The 19,377-nt window shown below is 70.3% G+C and carries 19 protein-coding genes; 11 read left to right on the plus strand and 8 right to left on the minus strand.

Annotation, left to right across the window (positions count from 1 at the left end; all coding sequences use genetic code 11):
- Positions 1 to 589 precede the first annotated feature (589 nt).
- Genes AA0Y20_RS14820 through AA0Y20_RS14850 form a run of 7 tightly spaced genes read left to right on the plus strand, consistent with a single transcriptional unit; the run spans position 590 to position 6,941 of the window.
- Positions 590 to 2,101, plus strand: coding sequence for an ABC transporter substrate-binding protein (locus tag AA0Y20_RS14820; RefSeq protein ID WP_412935773.1), 1,512 nt, complete (start codon positions 590 to 592; stop codon positions 2,099 to 2,101).
- Positions 2,098 to 3,048, plus strand: coding sequence for an ABC transporter permease (locus AA0Y20_RS14825; protein WP_412935775.1), 951 nt, complete (start codon positions 2,098 to 2,100; stop codon positions 3,046 to 3,048). The genes AA0Y20_RS14820 and AA0Y20_RS14825 overlap by 4 nt, the downstream gene beginning before the upstream one ends.
- Positions 3,045 to 3,926: an ABC transporter permease gene (locus tag AA0Y20_RS14830; RefSeq protein WP_412935778.1), complete on the plus strand. Its 882-nt coding sequence runs from the start codon at positions 3,045 to 3,047 to the stop codon at positions 3,924 to 3,926. Before AA0Y20_RS14825 ends, AA0Y20_RS14830 begins: the two co-directional genes overlap by 4 nt.
- Positions 3,923 to 4,705 carry an ABC transporter ATP-binding protein gene (locus AA0Y20_RS14835; RefSeq protein ID WP_412935779.1) on the plus strand — a complete coding sequence of 261 codons (783 nt, stop codon included), beginning with the start codon at positions 3,923 to 3,925 and terminating at the stop codon, positions 4,703 to 4,705. The genes AA0Y20_RS14830 and AA0Y20_RS14835 overlap by 4 nt, the downstream gene beginning before the upstream one ends.
- The gene (locus tag AA0Y20_RS14840) at positions 4,702 to 5,511 is read left to right on the plus strand and encodes an ABC transporter ATP-binding protein (RefSeq protein WP_412935780.1); all 810 of its coding nucleotides are present in this window, start codon (positions 4,702 to 4,704) and stop codon (positions 5,509 to 5,511) included. Before AA0Y20_RS14835 ends, AA0Y20_RS14840 begins: the two co-directional genes overlap by 4 nt.
- Positions 5,512 to 5,560: 49 nt before the next feature.
- Positions 5,561 to 6,613, plus strand: coding sequence for a M4 family metallopeptidase (locus tag AA0Y20_RS14845; protein ID WP_412935783.1), 1,053 nt, complete (start codon positions 5,561 to 5,563; stop codon positions 6,611 to 6,613).
- Positions 6,606 to 6,941 carry a protealysin inhibitor emfourin gene (locus AA0Y20_RS14850; protein WP_412935785.1) on the plus strand — a complete coding sequence of 112 codons (336 nt, stop codon included), beginning with the start codon at positions 6,606 to 6,608 and terminating at the stop codon, positions 6,939 to 6,941. Before AA0Y20_RS14845 ends, AA0Y20_RS14850 begins: the two co-directional genes overlap by 8 nt.
- Before the next feature lie 4 nt (positions 6,942 to 6,945).
- Here the strand turns inward: AA0Y20_RS14850 and AA0Y20_RS14855 are convergent, their stop codons facing one another.
- On the minus strand, positions 6,946 to 7,572 hold the full coding sequence (locus AA0Y20_RS14855) for an N-acetyltransferase family protein (RefSeq protein ID WP_412935787.1): 627 nt from the start codon (positions 7,570 to 7,572) through the stop codon (positions 6,946 to 6,948).
- A 44-nt stretch (positions 7,573 to 7,616) separates the two neighbouring features.
- Positions 7,617 to 8,315, minus strand: coding sequence for a uracil-DNA glycosylase (locus AA0Y20_RS14860; RefSeq protein WP_412935790.1), 699 nt, complete (start codon positions 8,313 to 8,315; stop codon positions 7,617 to 7,619).
- Positions 8,316 to 8,354: 39 nt separating this feature from the next.
- Between AA0Y20_RS14860 and AA0Y20_RS14865 the strand changes: the two genes are divergently transcribed.
- Complete coding sequence (locus tag AA0Y20_RS14865; protein ID WP_412935792.1) at positions 8,355 to 9,851, plus strand: MFS transporter; 1,497 nt, start codon at positions 8,355 to 8,357, stop codon at positions 9,849 to 9,851.
- Positions 9,852 to 9,866: 15 nt separating this feature from the next.
- Here the strand turns inward: AA0Y20_RS14865 and AA0Y20_RS14870 are convergent, their stop codons facing one another.
- The gene (locus AA0Y20_RS14870) at positions 9,867 to 10,652 is read right to left on the minus strand and encodes an SDR family oxidoreductase (protein WP_412935794.1); all 786 of its coding nucleotides are present in this window, start codon (positions 10,650 to 10,652) and stop codon (positions 9,867 to 9,869) included.
- Positions 10,653 to 10,774: 122 nt separating this feature from the next.
- Between AA0Y20_RS14870 and AA0Y20_RS14875 the strand changes: the two genes are divergently transcribed.
- A complete protein-coding gene (locus AA0Y20_RS14875; protein ID WP_412935797.1) occupies positions 10,775 to 12,097 on the plus strand; it encodes a bifunctional o-acetylhomoserine/o-acetylserine sulfhydrylase in 1,323 nt (440 codons plus the stop codon).
- Positions 12,098 to 12,175: 78 nt separating this feature from the next.
- Here AA0Y20_RS14875 and AA0Y20_RS14880 read toward each other — a convergent pair whose 3' ends face one another.
- Positions 12,176 to 13,207: a TerC family protein gene (locus AA0Y20_RS14880; protein WP_412935800.1), complete on the minus strand. Its 1,032-nt coding sequence runs from the start codon at positions 13,205 to 13,207 to the stop codon at positions 12,176 to 12,178.
- Between the two features lie 181 nt (positions 13,208 to 13,388).
- On the opposite strand from AA0Y20_RS14880, the gene AA0Y20_RS14885 reads away from it, so the two are divergent.
- Both AA0Y20_RS14885 and metX read left to right on the plus strand, forming a co-directional pair.
- Positions 13,389 to 14,402 (plus strand): DUF2332 domain-containing protein, encoded by a 1,014-nt coding sequence (locus AA0Y20_RS14885; protein ID WP_412935803.1) that lies wholly within the window; start codon positions 13,389 to 13,391, stop codon positions 14,400 to 14,402.
- 46 nt (positions 14,403 to 14,448) lie between these two features.
- The gene (gene metX / locus AA0Y20_RS14890) at positions 14,449 to 15,651 is read left to right on the plus strand and encodes a homoserine O-acetyltransferase MetX (RefSeq protein ID WP_412935806.1); all 1,203 of its coding nucleotides are present in this window, start codon (positions 14,449 to 14,451) and stop codon (positions 15,649 to 15,651) included.
- A 4-nt stretch (positions 15,652 to 15,655) separates the two neighbouring features.
- Here the strand turns inward: metX and AA0Y20_RS14895 are convergent, their stop codons facing one another.
- The 4 genes from AA0Y20_RS14895 to AA0Y20_RS14910 are packed head-to-tail and all read right to left on the minus strand — an operon-like array spanning position 15,656 to position 19,366.
- Positions 15,656 to 16,912, minus strand: coding sequence for an MFS transporter (locus AA0Y20_RS14895; RefSeq protein WP_412935808.1), 1,257 nt, complete (start codon positions 16,910 to 16,912; stop codon positions 15,656 to 15,658).
- Positions 16,912 to 17,253, minus strand: a complete 342-nt coding sequence (locus AA0Y20_RS14900; RefSeq protein ID WP_412935811.1) for an MTH1187 family thiamine-binding protein — start codon at positions 17,251 to 17,253, stop codon at positions 16,912 to 16,914. Before AA0Y20_RS14900 ends, AA0Y20_RS14895 begins: the two co-directional genes overlap by 1 nt.
- 14 nt (positions 17,254 to 17,267) lie before the next feature.
- Entirely contained in the window at positions 17,268 to 18,473 is a 1,206-nt protein-coding gene (locus AA0Y20_RS14905; protein WP_412935814.1) for a glycosyltransferase 87 family protein, read from the minus strand.
- A 41-nt stretch (positions 18,474 to 18,514) separates the two neighbouring features.
- Positions 18,515 to 19,366 (minus strand): NAD(P)H-hydrate dehydratase, encoded by an 852-nt coding sequence (locus AA0Y20_RS14910; protein WP_412935817.1) that lies wholly within the window; start codon positions 19,364 to 19,366, stop codon positions 18,515 to 18,517.
- Between the last annotated feature and the right edge of the window lie 11 nt (positions 19,367 to 19,377).

Consider the following 19,377-nt stretch of genomic DNA (forward strand, 5'->3'; position numbering starts at 1 on the left):
GCCGTGGGGCCGCAGGGCCGATACTGCGCCGCCGACAGGCTGAGCCGTCGTCAGCCGAGCTCCGCCGCGGAGGAGCAGCTGCTCAGCCTGTCGACGGCCCGCGGTCCGCACCCGACCGCCCGGCGACCATCGGACCTCCGCCTCCCACCCGAGCAGGGCCGCTGTTCGCCGGGCCGGCGCGGTGACGCGGTGCAGCCGTGCCGCCGACAGGCTGAGCCGTCGTCAGCCGAGCTCCGCTGCGGCGGAACAGCTGCTCAGCCTGTCGACGGAACACGGCGGAGACCCGGGCGAACGAATACCTGACCGCCCCCGCCGACCCGCCGATCTGCCGGCGGCGGTGGGTTGCACCGGCGAGGACGTGCCCTCGACAGGCTCAGTCGATCCGCCGCCGGCGTCACCGTCCCGCAGACCTCGCTCAGCCTGTGCACGGCACACTCCCGAGGAAATACAGCGACGCAGTGCGACGCTAGACGACCGTGAATGCGTCGCCAGGTGGCGGCGGACCCTAGGCTGTATGCCGCACTGAGTTCGCGGACGCGCATCGGACAGCAACGATGCCGCCGCCCTTGCGAAAGGAACCCTCCTCCACATGCTCCGCCGCACCACCGTGACCGCCGCCGCATTGCTGGCCGCAGGCACCCTCCTCCTCGCCGGTTGCACCGGGTCCGCTGATCCCGCGCCGTCCACCAGCGTCGGCGCTCCGAACCCGGATGCGAGCGTCAACATCCGCCTCGTGCTCGAGCCCTCGAACCTCGACATCCGGCAGACGGCGGGCATCTCGCTCGACCAGACGCTCATCGACAACGTCTACCAGGGCCTCGTCGCCCGCACCGCGGAGGGTGAGATCGTCGACGCCCTGGCCAGCGCGCACGAGGTCTCCGCCGACGGGCTGACCTACACCTTCACCCTGCGCGAGGGCGTCACCTTCCACGACGGTCAGCCCCTGACCCCCCAGGATGTCGTCTCGTCCCTCACCACGCGGCAGGCGACGCCCGAGTGGGCGGACAGCGAGCGACTCGCGAACGTCACCTCGTTCGCCGCAGACGGCCAGACGATCGTCCTGACGCTGTCGCAGCCCGATTCGTCGCTGCTGTGGAACCTCACGGGCCGTGCGGGCATCATCCTCAAAGAGGGCGACACGGTCGACTACAACACCGCCGCGAACGGCACCGGTCCGTTCCGCCTGGCCAACTGGCGCCAGGGCGCCAGCCTGACGCTCGAGCGCAACGACGCTTATTGGGGCGACGCGGCCCAGGTGGCCGACGTCACGTTCGACTTCATCCCCGACAACCAGGCCGCCATCAACGCCGCTCTGGCCGGTGAGATCGACGTCGTGGTCGGCTTCGACGCGAACCTCGCCGATCAGGTCGAGGGCGGGGGCGACTTCGCCGTCGAGACCGGCAGCGCGACCGACAAGAGCGTTCTCGCGATGAACTCCACCTCAGGACCGCTCGCCGACGTCCGCGTGCGTGAGGCGATCCGAACGGCCATCGATCACGACGCCATCGTCGAGGCCGTCGGCGCCGGGCAGACCCTGTACGGTCCGATCCCCGAGGCCGACCCCGGCTACGAGGACCTCTCGGATGTCGTCTCCTACGACCCCGAGGCCGCTCGGGCCCTGCTGAGCGAGGCCGGAGTCAGCGACCTCGCGCTGACGCTGACGATCCCGTCGGCGTACGGCACCACGCTCCCGCAGATCCTGGTCTCGAACCTCAACGACGTGGGCATCGACCTGAAGGTGAACCCCGTCGACTTCGGCACGTGGCTCAGCGACGTGTACACGAACAAGGACTACGAGCTCAGCGTCGTGAACCACGCCGAGCCTCGCGACTTCGAGAACTGGGCCGACCCCGACTACTACTTCACGTACGACAACGCCGAGGTGCAGGAGCTCTACGCGCAGTCGCTGCTCGCCACCGACGAGCAGTCCGCCGACGACCTCCTGAAGAAGGCGGCGCGGATCGTGTCCGAGGACCACGCCGCCGATTGGCTCTACAACTGGGCATCGGTGGTCGCGGTGGCGACGAACGTCTCGGGCATGCCCGTCGACAACGTGAACGCGCGCATCAACCTCGCCGAGATCGCCAAGAGCGACGGGTGATCCGTTACGCGCTGACGCGACTGGTCCTGCTGCTGCTGGGCCTGGTCGTCGCCAGCGTGCTGATCTTCGTGACCTTGCGGGTTCTCCCGGGCGATGTCGCGCAGCAGATCGCGGGCACCAACTCGACTCCCGAGCAGGTGGCCGCGCTCCGTGAGCGCCTCGGTCTCGATGTTCCGCTGCCGACGCAGTACCTCGAGTGGGTGCTGGGTCTCGTCCGTGGCGACCTCGGCACGTCGCTGTTGACCGGCTCGCCCGTCGCCGCCGAGCTGGCCGCGAAGGCTCAGGTCACCGTCCCCCTCGGGCTGATGTCGATGGCGGTCGCGCTGATCATCGCCCTCCCGTTCGGCGTCGTCGCGGCGATCCGTCGCGGTCGGGCCGACGGCACGGCGCTCTCGTTCGGCGCGCAGGCTCTCGCGGCGGTGCCGGTGGTCTGGGCGGGCATGATGCTCGTCGTGGTCTTCGCGGTCTGGCTCGGCTGGCTTCCCGCGCAGGGCTTTCCGCGCGACGGCTGGCGCGACCCGGGTCGCGCCTTCGCGGCACTCGTCCTCCCCGCGGTGACGATCGGGGTCGTCGAGGGCGCGATGCTGATGCGGTTCGTCCGCAGCGCGACGCTGTCGGCGATGGGCCAGGACTTCGTCCGCACCGCGGCCGCGAAGGGCCTCACGCGCCGTGCCGCGCTCCTGCGCCATGGGCTGCCGACGGTCGGGCTGTCGATCATCAGCGTCCTCGGGCTGCAGGTCGCGGGCATCGTCGTCGGTGCGGTCGTGATCGAACAGCTCTTCACCCTCCCGGGGATCGGTCGCATGCTCGTCGCGGATGTCGGCCTGCGCGATCTGCCCAAGGTGCAGGGCGAGCTCCTGGCGCTCACGGCCGTGGTGCTCGTGGTCGGCTTCATCGTCGATCTGATCCATCGCGGTCTGGATCCGAGACAGCGGGAGGCCTCATGAACATGCGGATGCCGTGGCTGCGGCGCCTGTGGTCGCTTCCGGCCGGCCGTCTCGGCCTGATCGTCGTCTTCGCGATCGGGATCGTGGCCGCGGTCTCGCTGGTGTGGACGCCGTTCGACCCGCAGCGGGTCGACATCCCTGCGCGGTGGAGCCCACCGGGCTGGCCGCACCTGCTCGGCACCGACGCCTCGGGCCGCGACATCCTCTCGCTGTTGATGGCGGGGGCGCGCACGACCGTCCTCGTCGCTGCCGGCGCCGGTGTCGTCGCCACCCTGGTGGGGATCACGCTCGCCTGCCTCGGTGCGCTCACCGGTCGATGGACGCGCGAGGTGGTCGCGGTGCTCGTCGACATCCTCATCGCCTTCCCGGTGCTCCTGATCGCGATGATGATCTCGGCGGTGTGGGGCGGGTCGCTGTGGGTGGTCGTGATCTCCGTCGGCATCGGATTCGGAGTGAACATCGCCCGCGTCACGCGCCCGGAGCTGCGGCGGACGCTGCACAGCGACTTCGTGCTCGCCGCGCGCGCGAACGGTCTGACGCCGTCGCAGATCGCGCTGCGCCATCTGCTGCCCAACGTCGCGCCCGTGTTCATCGTCCAGCTGTCGTGGGGCATGGCCGTCGCGGTCCTCGCCGAGGCGGGTCTGAGCTATCTCGGCTTCGGCGCTCCGCCCACGCAGCCCTCATGGGGGCTGCTGCTGAGCGAGCTGCAGAACTATCTGACGGCGCACCCGCTGAGCGTCGTATGGCCGGGCCTGGCGATCACGATCACCGTGCTCGGCCTGAACCTCCTCGGCGACGGACTGCGCGAGGCGACGGACCCGACACTCGCCCGGCGCCGATCGGCTGCCGCCTCGCACACACCGGCGGTGGTCGCATGACCCTCGAGGTCACGAGTCTGTCGATCGCACTCGACGGCCGTCGCGTGGTCGACGATGTGTCGTTCGACGTCCCGGACGGCGCCCGCGTCGGGCTCATCGGAGAATCGGGATCGGGCAAGTCCCTGACCGCTCTCGCCGTGCTCGGCCTGCTTCCGGACGGCGCCGAGGTCGCCGGCAGCATCCGGTGGAACGGTCGCGAGCTGCTCGGGCTGCGCGACCGCGAACTGGCTGCCCTTCGCGGCGAGGAAATCGGCATCGTCTTCCAGGAGCCCCAGACGGCCCTGAACCCGCTGCGCACGGTGGGCCGGCAGATCGCGGAGCCGCTGCGCATCCACGGCTCGGCCGGCCGCCGCGAGGCTCTCGCGCGCGCTCAGGCCGACGCCGACCGGGTTCGGCTTCCGGAGGGCGCGCTGCGCCGCTACCCGCACCAGCTCTCCGGCGGCCAGCGCCAGCGGGTCGCGATCGCCATGGCGCTGGCCGCCCGCCCGCGCCTGCTCATCGCCGACGAGCCGACGACGGCGCTCGATGTGACGATCCAGGCCGAGATCCTCGCGCTCCTGGGCGAGCTGGTCGACGATGACGGGATGTCGCTGCTGTTCATCACCCATGACCTGGCGGTGCTGTCGCAGGTCGCGACCGAGGCGGTCGTCCTCGAGCGCGGTCGCGTCGTGGAGACGGGCGCGGTCGCCGACCTGCTCACGGCGCCGCGCTCGGAGGTCACGCGCGGCCTGCTGCGTGATGCGACGGCGACGGTGTGGCGGCCGGAGGGAGACGCATGACCGGCGATGCCCTCATCTCGGCCCGCGGCCTGAGCAAGCGCTACCGGATGCGCTCGACCGGGCTCGGAGCACCGCGGCGCGAGACCGTCGCGCTCGACGATGTCGACGTCGACGTGCGGTCGGGCTCGGCGTTCGGCATCATCGGCGAGTCGGGATCGGGCAAGTCGACACTCGTGCGACTCCTCCTGGGCCTCGACACCCCCTCGTCGGGAACCGTCTCGATCGACGGCCGCTCCGTCGACGCGCGCGCGTCGGCGCGCGGTCTGCACTGGCTCCGTCGGCGCACGGGCATCGTCTTCCAGGATCCGTACTCCTCGCTCGATCCCCGGATGAGCGTCGGCCGCATCGTCGCCGAGCCGCTGCGGGCTCTCGACATCCCCGGCGACCGTCGGGCCCGCGTCCGCGAGGTGCTGTCGGATGTCGGGTTGGATGCCGAGGCCGCGGACCGCTACCCGCACGAGTTCTCCGGCGGCCAGCGTCAGCGCATCGCCCTTGCGCGAGCCATCGCGCACCGCCCCGAGATCCTGGTCGGCGACGAGCCGCTCTCGGCTCTCGATGTCACGGTGCGTGCGCAGATCCTCGACGTGCTCCGTCGGCTTCGGGCGGAGCAGGGGATGACGCTGCTGCTGGTCTCGCACGACATCGGCATCGTGCAGAACCTCTGCGATGACGTCGTCGTGATGACCGAAGGACGGATCGTCGAGGAAGGGCCGACCGAGAAGGTGCTGCTCCAGCCGCAGGCCGCCTACACGCGGCGCCTGCTCGCGTCGGTGCCCGTCATCGATCCGCACCGTCCTCACGACTGAGGGATCGTCGGCCGCGCGCGATGTCGGCACCCACCGCTACCGTGAGGCCATGCGCGCGATCATCCCCCCGTATCTCCTCGCCCGCGTCGCCTCCGCCCGCGAGCCTCATCTGGCGCGTGCCGCCGTCGCCGCGCGGACCACTCTCGCCGCGCGTCCGTCCGACCTCGCCGGACGCTCGCAGTTGCGCCTCTCCGTCGAGCCGGGCGGCACGCTCGTCGCCGAGCGGATCGCGGCCGCCGATCGAGCGGTGTCCGACGCGCAGAACCGTGAAGAGCTCCCGGGCGTCCTCGTCCGCCGAGAAGACGACGCCCCTACCGGCGATCGCGCCGTCGACGAGGCATTCGACGGGCTCGGCGCGACGTTCTCCTTCTTCCTCGATGCCTACGGCCGCGATTCCGTCGACGGACGAGGCGGCGTGCTCGCTGCCACCGTCCACTACGGCGAGGCATACGACAACGCGTTCTGGAACGGCGAGCGCATGGTCTTCGGCGACGGCGACGGCGAGGTGTTCACGGGCTTCACCGGCTCGCTGACCGTCATCGCCCACGAGCTGGCTCACGGCGTCACCGAGTTCTCGGGAGGCCTGACGTATGCGGGCCAGTCGGGCGCCCTCAACGAGTCGCTGTCGGACGTGTTCGGCGCCCTGACGGAGCAGCACCGGCTCGGCCAGAGCGCTGAGCAGGCCTCGTGGCTCATCGGCGCGGGCATCTTCACGGATGCCGTTCAGGGCCGCGCCCTGCGATCGCTGGCCGAGCCGGGGTCGGCATACGACGACGACGTGCTCGGACGCGACCCGCAGCCCGGGCACATGCGCGACTACGTCGTCACGACGAGCGACAACGGCGGTGTGCACATCAACTCGGGGATCCCGAACCGGGCGTTCCACCTGGTCGCGACGCGCCTCGGTGGCTATGCCTGGGAACGAGCGGGCCTCGTCTGGTATCGCGCCCTCACCTCGGGTCTCCTCTCCCCCGACGCCGACTTCGCCGCGTTCGCAGCCACCACGATCGGGCAGGCTGCGGACGAGTACGGTGAGGAGTCGGAGGAGGTCGCCGCCGTGCGTGCCGGATGGCAGGGCGTCGGCGTGCTGGAGGATGTCTGACATCGACGACGACGGTCCGACGCCCGAGCTGCGGATCGTTGTGGAGCGCACGGGCGGGTTCGCCGGCCTGACCCGGACATGGCGAGTCGAGCCTTCACCCGCGGAGCGGGATGGTTGGCGCGAGCTCGTCAGGCGGTGTCCCTGGCAGGAGGGCGAGGCGTCGGCATCGGCCGGCGCCGACCGTTTTCGGTGGCGCATCGCCGTCACCGACAGCGAGACGACGCGTCAGGCTGAACTCAGCGACGACCTCGTCGAGCCGTGGCGTTCCCTCGTCGACGCGGTGCGGTTGGGCGAGGCGGGCTCGAACGGCGGCGCCTCGCCGCAGTGACCGATCAGCCGGATTTCTGCGCGAAGAGCCCCCGCAGCCCCTTCTTCTGCTGCTCGAGCGACTTCTGCAGGTAGATCGTTCCGAGCCACCGTCCGAACTTGTGCCCGACGCGCCCCATCCGGCCGACCTCGACGAACCCGAAGCGCTCGTGCAGGGCGATGGACGCCTCGGCGCCTTTGTCGCTCACGACCGCGACGATCTCACGCAGTCCCAGCTGCTGACACGCCGCGATGAGCGCTTCGAGGAGCGCACGCCCGAGCCCTTTCCCGGTGGCCGCCTGACCGAGGTAGATCGAGGTCTCGGCGGTGTAGCGGAAGCCCGTCTTCCCGTTCCACGGCGAGGCGAGGGCGTATCCCAGGATCTGACCGGTCTGCGAGACCGCGACGAGGAACGGCAGCTTGAGCCTGGTCAGATACTCGTACTTCTCGCGCCACTGAACTAGCGACCACTTCTTCTCGTCGAAGGTCACGACGGAGTTGGTCACGTAGTAGTTGTAGATCTCGCGGATGTCGGGGAGGTCATCGGGCCGGGCCGGCCGGATCTCGTACGAGAACGGACGTTCGGGTTCGACCGGGCGACGCAGGTGCCGCGGTAGCCGCCGGCGGTCGCGATTGGAGTCCTCCTCGAGCATGCAGCAACTCTACGGGTCGCGTGTTTCCCGCCGATGACGGCAGGTCAGTGCTCGGGAACACGCCAATCGATCGGTGCGCCGCCGCGCTCGGCGAGCAGCTCGTTCGCGCGTGAGAACGGGCGCGACCCGAAGAAGCCGCGGCTCGCGGAGAGGGGCGACGGATGCGGAGAGGCGACGATCGCGGTGTCACCGAGGATCGGCTCGAGGGTCGCGGCATCCTTTCCCCACAGGATCGCGACAAGCGGCTGGTCGCGCGCCACGAGGGCACGGATCGCGTGTTCGGTGACGCGTTCCCATCCCCAGCCCCGGTGCGAGGCGGGTGCGCCAGGCGCGACGGTCAGCACACGGTTCAGCAGGAGCACCCCCTGATCGCTCCACGCGGAGAGGTCTCCGTGCGACGCGGGTGCGATGTCCAGGTCCGATTCGAGCTCTCGGTAGATGTTGCCGAGGCTGCGCGGCAGCGGCCGCACATGCGCATCGACCGCGAACGAGAGGCCGATCGGATGCCCCGGCGTCGGGTACGGGTCCTGGCCGACGATCAGAACGCGGACGTCGGCCATCGGCCGCTCGAAGGCGCGCAGCACCCGGTCTCCCGCGGGCAGGTACCCCCGACCGGCGGCCGTCTCGGCGCGCAGCCGCTCTCCCATCGATGCGATGTCGGCGGCGACGGGTTGCAGCGCCTCAGCCCAATCGGGCGCGATGAGTCCTCCAACGGCGAGGTCGGTGAGGGAGCGAGGCGTCACTCTCCCAGGGTAGGCGGGCCGCAGCGGTATGCTCGCCCCGTGTCGACGACGCTGCGCACCTCCGCCCTGGGCGTCACCGCGGGTCTGATCGGGTGGTTCGTCCTGGTCGAGATCGTCAGCGGCATCCTGCAGGGCTACTACGTTCCGCTCTTCAGCGACATCGTCGCCGAACTCGGCATCCACGATTCCGACGTGAACTGGTTCGAGGCGGCGCAGCTGCTGCTGTCGGCGCTCGTCGTCCCGGTGCTGGCGAAGCTCGGCGACATGTACGGTCACAAGCGGATCCTCCTGATCGCAGCCATCCTGACCGCCGGTGCGACCTGGTGGCTCGCATTCGCGGCATCCTTCTGGACGTTCCTCGTCGCGTGGGCGCTGCAAGGGTTCTACGTCGTGTGGCTCCCCCTCGAGATCGCGCTCATCTTCGAGCGCGGCCGACGGCAGAGCCGCGGCGTCTCGCTCACTCGCCGGGCCGCGGGACTCCTGGTCGTCGGGCTCCAGGCGGGAGCCATCATGGGTGCCCTCGCCGCAGGCCGCATCTACGCCGCGACGGCGGGCGACATGACCCGCACCCTCATCGTGCCGGCGGTCGCGGTGTCCGTCGTGGCGATCGTCATCTGGCTCTGGGTGCCCGAGTCGACACCCGAGCCCGGCAGGCGGCAGCTCGACTCGCGGGGCTTCGTCCTGCTGGCCGTCGCCCTGCTGCTGGTCACCAGCGCCCTGACGTTCCTGCGGCTGAACGGGCCCGGAGCCGTCTGGGTGTGGGCACTCCTCGTCGCGGGAATCGCGGGCTTCGTGATGTTCGGCCGATTCGAGCTGCGCCAGCCCGACCCCGCCGTCGACGTCCGGATGCTCGCGCGACCGGAGATGTGGCCGGTGCAGGCGACCGCCTTCCTCGTCGGCATCAGCCTGCTCGGGGCTCAAGGACCGCTCTCGACCTATGCTGGCACCGATCCGGCGCTCGGGTACGGGCTCGGGCTCGACGCCACCGACCGGTCGAACATCATCGGGGTCTATCTCGTGTCTCTGATCGTCGGTGCCGTGCTCTTCGCGGTCACCTCGCGCCGCGCGAGCCCTCGGATCGTCCTCATCGTCGCCGCGCTGCTCGTCGGCGTCGGGTACGCGCTCTTCCTGCCGTTCCACCGCGAGCTGTGGCAGGTGCTCCTGAACCTCTGCATCGCCGGTCTGGGCTGCGGGGCGCTCGTCGGAGCGATGCCGGCCGCTGCCGCTGCCGCCGCTCCCCGCGGGCAGACCGGCGTGGCATCGGCCATGACCAATACGACCAAGACCATCGGCGGCACCTTCTCGTCGGCGGTCTTCGGCGTCGTGCTCGCCGCCGGCGCGGGGATCGTGGCGAGCGAGACCGCCGCCTCTCTCGGGGGCTACCTCACGGTGTGGGCGATCTGCGCTGCGGGCGGGTTCGTCGCGGCGATCCTGCTCTTCGTCGTTCCGCGCGTGGCGTTCGCCGACGGCGACGAGTCGACCGCCGTCCGATCGATCGACGGCACGGACGAGACGACCGCTCAGCCGCGCGGGTGAGCGCGGTCGGAGGCCTCAGGCCCCGGTCGACCGCGGACGCAGCGGTCCCCGCGCGAGCAGATGCTGTGCGGACTGCGCGACAGGACGCATCGTCACGAGGTCGAGGTTCACGTGTCCGGGTGCGTTCAGCGCGTAGGCGACGACGTCAGCCACGTCGGCGGCGACGAGCGGCTGCTCGACGCCCTCGTACAGACGGTCCGCGGCATCCCGATCGCCGCCGAGGCGATTGAGCGTGAACTCCTCGGTGCGCACCATGCCGGGAGCGATCTCGATCACGCGGATCGGTTCACCGTTCAGCTCGAGCCGGAGCGCGTGGACGAGCATCGACTCCCCCGCTTTCGCGGCGTTGTAACCGGCGCCGCCCGGGTAGGCCGTCTGCGCCGCGGTCGAGGTGACGTAGACGGTGTCGGCGTGACCGCCGCCCGCCGCCACCCCGCGTCGCAGCAGCGGAAGCAGAGCCGCCGTCAGGCGCTGTGCCGACAGCACGTTCACCTCGAACATCCACTGCCAGTCGTCGGGGGCGCCGTCCTCGACCCGGTCGGTTCCCCGCGCGCCGCCCGCGACGTGGACGAGGGCGTGGAGGTCCCCGGACGCTGCGAGGTGCTCGGTGAGCGCCGCGACGTCGGCCTCGCGGGTCAGATCGGCGGCGAACGAGGTCGAGCCGACCTCGGCGTCGAGCGCGGCGAGCCGATCGGCGCGGCGGGCGACGCCCACCACGTCCCAGCCCGACGCGCGCAGCGCGCGAACGACCGCCTCTCCGATTCCCGAACTGGCACCGGTGACCACTGCACGTCGCGTCATGACTCCACCGTAGCCGTGTCAGGTTACGCAGCGTGTCCCGCGCATTGTCGGGCATACCCGGTTTCCGTACGCTCGACCCAGGCCGGCGACCGTCGCCGCTTCCCGACCCGATGGAGCCACGCATGTCCGCATCCGAGAACTGGCGCTTCGAGACGAAGCAGATCCACACCGGAGCCGCACCGGACCCGGTCACCAAGGCACGCGCGACGCCGATCTACCAGACGACCTCGTACGTGTTCGACAACTCCGACCACGCCGCCAACCTCTTCTCGCTGTCGGAGTTCGGCAACATCTACACCCGTATCCAGAACCCCACACAGGATGTCGTCGAGCAGCGCCTCGCCGCGCTCGAGGGCGGCACGGGTGCTCTCCTCGTCGCTTCGGGTCAGGCCGCCGAGACGTTCGCGATCCTCAACATCGCCGAGGCGGGCGACCACTTCGTCGCCTCGAGCTCGATCTACGGCGGCACGTACAACCTCTTCAAGTACACGCTCGCGAAGCTCGGCATCGAGGTCACGTTCGTCGAGAACCAGGACGACCTCGAGGAGTGGCGCCGCGCGGTCCGGCCCAACACCAAGCTGTTCTTCGCCGAGACGATCGGCAACCCGCAGATCAACGTCCTCGACATCCGCGGCGTCTCCGACGTCGCCCACGAGGCCGGCGTGCCGCTGATCGTCGACAACACGATCGCCACGCCCTACCTCATCCGCCCCTTCGAGCACGGCGCCGACATCGTCGTGCACTCCGCGACGAAGTTCCTCGGCGGTCACGGCACCGTCATCGGCGGCGTGATCGTCGATGGCGGCAGCTTCCCGTGGTCGGAGCACTCGGAGCGCTTCCCGGGACTCACCACGCCCGACCCCTCGTACCACGGCGCCGTCTACACGCAGGCGGTCGGCGACGGCCTCGCCTATGTCATCAAGGCCCGCGTGCAGCTGCTGCGCGACCTCGGTGCCGCGATCTCGCCGCAGAGCGCCTGGCTGCTGATCCAGGGCATCGAGACGCTGTCGCTGCGCATCGAGCGCCACGTGCAGAACGCGCAGGAGATCGCCGAGTGGCTCGAGAACCACGACGACATCGCGTCGGTGAACTACTCGGGCCTGCCGACCTCGCCCTGGTACGCCGCTGCCAACCGCTACGCCCCGAGAGGCGTCGGCGCGGTGCTGTCGTTCGAGCTGAAGGGCGGCGTCGCCGCCGGACGCGCGTTCGTCGACTCGCTGCAGCTGTTCAGTCACCTGGCGAACATCGGCGACGTGCGCTCGCTCGTCATCCACCCGGCATCCACGACCCACTCGCAGCTGACCCCGGAGCAGCAGCTCACGACCGGCGTCACCCCGGGCCTCGTCCGCCTGTCGGTCGGTCTCGAGAACATCGACGACCTCAAGGCCGACCTCGAGCAGGCCCTCGCGGCCGCGCGCAACGTCGTCGAGGCGGCGCGCGCCTGATCGTTCCTCCTCAGAACGACCGGATGCCCCGGCCCACCGTGAACGGTGGAGCCGGGGCATCCGTCGTCTGCGAGGTTCTCAGTCGGCGTCGGTCGCCGTCGTGATCTGCTCGCCCTGAACCTGCTCACGGTCGTTCTTCGCCTTGTCGCCGCGTGTCTTGCGCAGGCTCGCGATGGTGGCGACGGCGACGGTGGCCGCGATGAACAGCAGTGAGAACCAGATCGGGATCTCGGGGACCCACAACAGGGGCTCACCGCCGTTGATGAAGGGCAGCTCGTTGACGTGCAGCGCGTGGAAGACGAGCTTCACACCGATGAAGGCGAGGATGACGGCCAGGCCCTGCGCGAGGTAGACCAGACGCTCGAGCAGGCCGCCGATCAGGAAGAACAGCTGACGCAGACCCATCAGCGCGAACGCGTTCGCCGTGAACACGATGTAGGCCTCGTTGGTGAGGCCGTAGATGGCGGGGATCGAGTCGACGGCGAAGACCAGGTCGATGAAGCCGATCGCGATGATGACCAGGAGCATCGGCGTGACGAAGCGCTTGCCGTCCTTCTTCACCGTCAGCTTGTCGCTGTTGTACTCGTCGGTCACGGGGAGGTGGCGGCGGACGAAGCGCATGAACTTGCCGTTGGCCGGGTCGGAGTCGCCGTGCGAGAAGGCCTGACGGTAGGCGAGGAAGAGCAGCAGCGCACCGAAGATGTAGAAGATCCACGAGAAGTTGTCGATGAGGGCCGCCCCGATGGCGATGAACGCACCGCGCATGATGAGCGCGATCACGATGCCGATCATGAGCACCTTCTGCTGGTACTTCTTCGGCACCGCGAATCCGGTCATGATGATGAGGAACACGAAGAGGTTGTCGATCGACAGGGCCTTCTCGGTCAGGTAGCCGGCGAAGTACTCGCCCGCGAACACCCAGCCCCAGCCCGGCACGAAGCCGATGACCACGCCGAAGATGAGCGCGAGACCGATGTAGAACGCCGACCAGCGCGCCGACTCGGCGATCGTCGGCTCGTGCGGGGTACGGACGTGCGCGAAGAACTCGTACACGAAGAAGGCGATGGTCACCGCGATGGTGATGATCCAGACGAGCGGAGTGATATCCACGAAGGCTCCAAGGGGTCGACAGTAGCGAACGGCCAGGTCTCCTTCATCCCCGGAGGGACCGGCGTCCCGGAATCCGACGTCGGATCCGTAATGACGAGAGCGCCGCAGGCGGAAGTACTCCCCTTGCTTCGCGGTAGCTTACGCGACGATCGTGGTACGCGGGCGCACCTACTCTGAGGCGATGGACGCACACACCTCCCGCCGCTATCATGCGTTCGCCGACTGGGCCCGGAGCAGCTCACCGATCTACGCCGAATGGGCCGAGGGGATCGCCGGCGACGACGAGCTGACGGAGCTCATCTCCCGGCTCGGCGAGCGTCGCGGTCAGCCGAATCTCGTCTTCGCCGCGGCGCGCTGGGCCGGCTGCGGGCTCGAGCCGTTCGCCGTCTGGCGCGACCGCCTGGTCGCGGAGTGGGACAGCGTGGCGTCCATCACCGCGCAGCGGCGGACGCAGACGAACGAGGTCGGACGCTGCGCCACGCTGCTGCCGATCCTCTCGCGCATCGACGGCCCGATCGCCCTGCTCGAGACGGGTACGGCCGCGGGCCTCTGCCTCTATCCCGATCGGTACGCCTACGAGTACTCGTCGCCCGCGGGCGAAGGGCTCCGAACGATCGTCCCCGCGGGACCGGACGCCGTGCGCCCCCTGCTGCGCTGCCGCATCGATGACCCAGAGGCCCTGCCCGAGAACCTGCCCGACATCGTCTGGCGCGCCGGCATCGATCTCGCCCCGATCGACGTGCGCGATGCGGACGCGGTCGCCTGGCTCGAGACGCTCATCTGGCCCGGCTCCGTCCATGACGATCGTGTCGGCCGGCTGCGTGCCGCCGTCGAGGTGGCTCGCGCCGATCCGCCGCGCATCGTTCTCGGCGACATCCTCGACCGCCTCCCCGAGGTCGCCGCCGAAAGCCCTCCCGACGCGACGCTCGTGGTCTTCCACAGCGCCGTGCTGCTCTACCTCGACGCCGACGAACGTCGTCGCTTCGCCGACCTCGTGAGCGCTCTCAGCGAGCGGGTGGGGCGCCGGGTCGTCTGGGTCTCGAACGAGACGGCGGGGACGCTGCCGGAGATCGACGGACGGATGCCGCGCGGCGTCGACAGCACGGGCAGTTTCGTCCAGACGGTCGACGGCGTGCCCGTCGCGCTCGCGGGCCAGCACGGCGCGACGTACGAGGTGTCGCCATTCCGGTCGTGACGTAACACGCGAGCAGCATGCGCCCTCACCCGGGAGAATGGCTCGCATGGACTGGCAGACCTCCGAAGACACGGTGCCGAGCGCACCGATCACGGAGGCGGATGCGCGCCTGCTGCGCGGACGGCCGCCCGCCACGGGCGCCTGGCGCGACGGCGACCCCATCGGGCACCGGAGCTTCGGAGTCTTCGGTCCCCTCATCACCGAGAGTGGTGAGCAGCTGCCGAGCTTCCGACTCGCCTATGAGACCTGGGGCGAGCTCTCACCCGAGCGGGACAACGCGGTTCTGGTGCTTCACGCGCTCACCGGCGACAGTCACCTGCGCGGCGAGGCGGGCCCGGGGCACCCGACGGCAGGCTGGTGGGAGGACATCGTCGGTCCGGGTCTGGCGATCGACACCGACCGCTGGTTCGTGGTCGCCCCGAACATGCTGGGCGGCTGCCAGGGCTCGACGGGCCCCTCGTCGATCTCGTCCGACGGCTACGAGTGGGCGGCTCGCTTCCCGTACCTCACGATCCGCGACCAGGTAGACGCGCAGGTCCGGCTGGCCGACGCCCTCGGCGTCGAGGTGTGGGCCGCGGTCGTGGGCGGATCGATGGGCGGGATGCACGCGCTCGAGTGGGGTGTCGGTCACCCCGACCGGCTGAATCGACTCGCGATCCTGGCCGCCCCGCCCGTCAACACCGCCGATCAGATCGCCCTGAACTCGGTGCAGCTCGAAGCCATCCGCATCGACCCCCGATTCCAGGACGGGGAGTACTACGACGCAGCCGATGGCGACGGCCCGCACCGCGGCCTCGCGCTCGCGCGCCGCATGGCTCTGCTCAACTACCGCAGCCCGACCGAGCTGAACCTGCGCTTCCAGCGCACCTGGCAATCGGGCAAGAGCCCCCTCGGCCTCGGCGGACGCTTCGCGGTGGAGAGCTACCTCGACTTCCACGGCAACAAGTTCACGCGACGCTTCGACGCCAACAGCTACATCACCCTCGTCGAGGCCATGAACTCGCACGACGTCGGTCGCGACCGCGGCGGGATCGAAGACGCTCTGGCCCGGGTGACGGCACGCACGCTCGTGCTCGGCATCGACTCCGACCGGCTGTTCCCGGTCGAAGGTCAGCACCGCATCGCGCGCGGCATCCGATCCACGATCGACGACGCGGCGGTGGTGATCTCGAGCGACTTCGGGCACGACGCCTTCCTCATCGAGACGCCGACCGTCGGCGCTCACCTGCGACGGCTGCTCGAGGGCTGACGGCTCAGCGCGCCGGGGCGGGCGAATCCGGTCGCTCGGCCCGGAGCGAGGCGCGGCGCCGGGCGCGCGCCTCGACGGCGAAGCTCGCGCACGCGACCCCGAATCCGGCGAGCGCGAGGACGACCCCCACCCACACCGGCGCGACGTACCCGAGTCCGGCGGCGATCACAGCCCCGCCAAGCGCCGCGCCCAGCGCATTGCCCATGTTGAGGGCCGAGTGGTTCAGCGCCGCCGCGATGGATTGGTTGTCGCCCGCGACATCCATCAGCCGCGTCTGGATCGTCGGACTCAGCGCTGCCGAGAAGAACCCCACGAGGAAGACGAACAGCCCCACCGCCACGATCCAGCCGGCCGTCAGAGCGAAGAGGGTCTGGATCACGGCGAGTGCGATGAGACCGCCGAGGAGGCTTCCGCGCAGGTCACGGTCGGCGAGCCGGCCGCCGACGAGGTTCCCGATCGTCATGCCGATCCCGGCTACGACGAGGACGATCGGCACCGCCCACTGCGGCGAGCCGGCCGCCTCGGTGACGAGGGTCGCGACGTAGCTGTACACCGCGAAGAAGCCACCGAAGCCGATCGCGCCGATTCCGAGGGCGAACCACACCTGGCCGATGCCGAAGACGCGCAGTTCGGCGCGCAGAGTGCGCGACGGCTCCCCCGCGTGATGCGGGACCGTCAGGGCGATGGCCACCGTCGCGAGCGCGAAGATCGCCGCGACGACGAGGAATGCCGCCCGCCACCCGAACTGCTGCCCGAGGAACGTGCCGAGCGGAACACCCACGACGTTGGCGATCGTGAGGCCGGTCAGGACGAACGCCACACCCTGCGCGCGCTTGCCGGGACCGAGGACGTCGGCGGCGACGAGCGCACCGATGCCGAAGTATGCGCCGTGCGGCAGGGCCGCGAGGAATCGGGATGCCGCGACAAGCTCGAACGTCGGCAGCACGAGCGTCAGCGCATTGCCGAGGGTGAGGGCGAGCGCGAGGAGGACCATGACCCGGTGCCGCGGGTACTTCGCCACGACACCCGCGATGGTCGGCGCCCCCACGACGACGCCGGCGGCGTAGAGGGTGATGAGCCAGCCCGCCTGCGCGATCGCGGCCTCCGGGTCGGTCGCATAGACGGAGGGCAGCAGCTCGCCGGCGATCTCGGGAAGAAGACCCATGACGACGAACTCGGTCATCCCGATTCCGAAGCTGCCGATCGCGAGCGAGAGCAGGGCCCGGCGGGCGGTCGGGCGGGAGATGGCGGGCGTTGTCACTACGGGAGCGTAGCGCCGCCCTCCCCCTCGTGTCGAATCGATTCGAGCGCGCCCTCGAGGCGCTCGATCTTGCCGTCGAGCTCGCCGCTGTACCCCGGGCGGATGTCGGCCTTGAGCACCAGCGAGACGCGCGAGCCGAACGGCAGCACCGCCTCGGTGGCCCGCTTGACGACATCCATCACCTCGTCCCACTCCCCCTCGACCTCGGTGAACATCGACGTGGTGCGGTGCGGTAGACCGGACGCCCGCACGACGGCGACGGCCGCGGCGACGGCATCGTGCACCGAGCCGTCGGGATTGCTGCCGGTGCCGCTGGGAGCGACGGAGAAGGCGATGAGCATGATGGACCTCCGGTTCACGCGGGGACGGGTGACGACATCCGGACGGGAACGCGGACGAGGCGCACCACCATCCAGACGCCCAGGACGACGAGCAGGGCGTTCCGCACGGTGAGGATGCCGACACCCAGGGGGTGCGCCGACAGGACCTCGCCGTAGAACACCGGATAGACGAGCTGCGTGAGGGCGCTGAGCGCCAGCACGAGGATCGCCGGGCGGACCCAGTCTCGGCGCGCGACGACCAGCCCGAGCACGACGGGCGGGACGAGCCAGCACAGGTACTGCGGCGACCCGACCTTGTTGAGCACGATGAACACCGTGACGATCGCCAGCGCCGCGACCGGTAGGAGATCCACGACCGCCGCGCCCCGACGCACCTTGAGGGCCGCGATGACGGCGACGGCGCCGACGCCGAGCATCAGGACGGGGGTCATCGCGGCGATGACCGGATCGATGTCGGTGCCGGTGACCTGGAAGGTCAGGATCTCCGTCGAGTAGTAGACGAAGAAGCCCGGCAGGCCGAGCATCTGACCCCAGAGGTAGAACATGCTCACGGGCGCCTCGACCTGCAGTCCCCGACCGGTCTGATCGCCGATGAACCCGAAGGCGTGGTCCAGACCCCCCGCGCCCACGACGACGGCGAGCGTGACGGCGGAGACGACGAGGCCGGCACCGACGAGCGCCCATCGCCGTCGGAGCGCGATGACGGCGGCCGCGATGATCGCCGCCGGCCACACCTTGATCCAGGTCGCGACCGCGAGCAGGATGCCGGCCAGCCAAGGCCGGCCGCGCAGCCAGAGACACCCCATGACGGCGAGCGCGACCGTGACGGCGTCGAGGCGGTACAGGCCCACGGGTCCGAGGAGCAGGATCGCGGCGAGCCAGAACCACGCCGCCGTCACCCGCCCGCGCGAGCGCGCACGGCCGACGAGGACGGCGAAGGCGACGGCGTCGAGTGCGGTGACGAAGACGGCCCATCCGACCGTGTAGCCCGCGATCCAGGCGAATCCGTGGGCGAGGACGAGCGGGACGAGCGCGAGCTGAGGGTAGACCCAGTCCTCGTCGACGCCCACGATGCCCTCACCGGCGAGGGCACGTTGCGACCAGGGTTCGTAGACGAGGTAGACATCGCCCATCGGCTGGTTCGGGAACACGAAACCGAGCACCGAGACGACGACGTGGACGAGCGCGAACGCGACCCACAGCGTTCCCCGTCTCGACACCGTCACATCCTACGGTGAGGCCCTCCCCGCTCCCGGTTGCCTCAGCCGTGGTCCGGGTCGCCGCCCGAGAACAGCACATCGATCACAGCGGGCACGGCCTCGGCGACATCCAGCGCCGTGATGGGGCCCGGACCGGCGGCGCGACCGGCGTGCCCGTGGATGAAGGCTGCCGCGGCGGCGAGCGGAGCCAGGGAAGCGGCATCCAGATCGTGCTGAGCGCCCCGGGCCGCCACGACCGCACCGAGGATGCCGCCGAGCACGTCACCGGTGCCCGCGGTGGCGAGCCACCCCGTGCCGGCCCGGACGACGGCGGTCCATCCGTCGGGAGCCGCGACGACGGTCTCGGCTCCCTTCAGCAGCACGGCGATGCCCGCCGCGGCTGCGGTCTCGCGGGCGGCGGCGATGCGGTCGGTGAGTGACGTCGGTGTCACCTCGTCGAGGCCGAGCAGTGCGCGCAGGCGCGCGTGCTCGCTCTGGTGCGGGGTGACCACGAGCGGGGCCGCGGCACCGGGCACCAGGTCGAGGGCGCCCGCATCGACGACGACGGGGATGTCTCCCTGGAGCAACTCACCCAGCCGTGCCGCCTCGGCAGCAGGACGGGTCGCGGCATCCGTCCCCGATCCGATCAGCCACGCCTGCACGCGTCCGGGCGCCGTGACGGTCTCGGGCCTGCGCTGCAGCACCAGGTCTGCGGGGCGCTCGGGGCCGAGGTATCGCACCATGCCGATCCCCGTCCGCCACGCCGCCTCGACGCCGAGGACGGCGGCTCCCGGATACTCCTGCGACCCGGTTCGCACACCGAGCACCCCGCGGGAATACTTGTGGTCGTCGGCAGTTGGCTTGCGCAGGAGCGCGACCGTGTCGCGCGCATCCCATTCGTGGATCTCGACCATGGCGCCACACT

The sequence above is a fragment of the Microbacterium pratiae genome, from assembly GCF_047302165.1.
GTDB lineage: Bacteria > Actinomycetota > Actinomycetes > Actinomycetales > Microbacteriaceae > Microbacterium.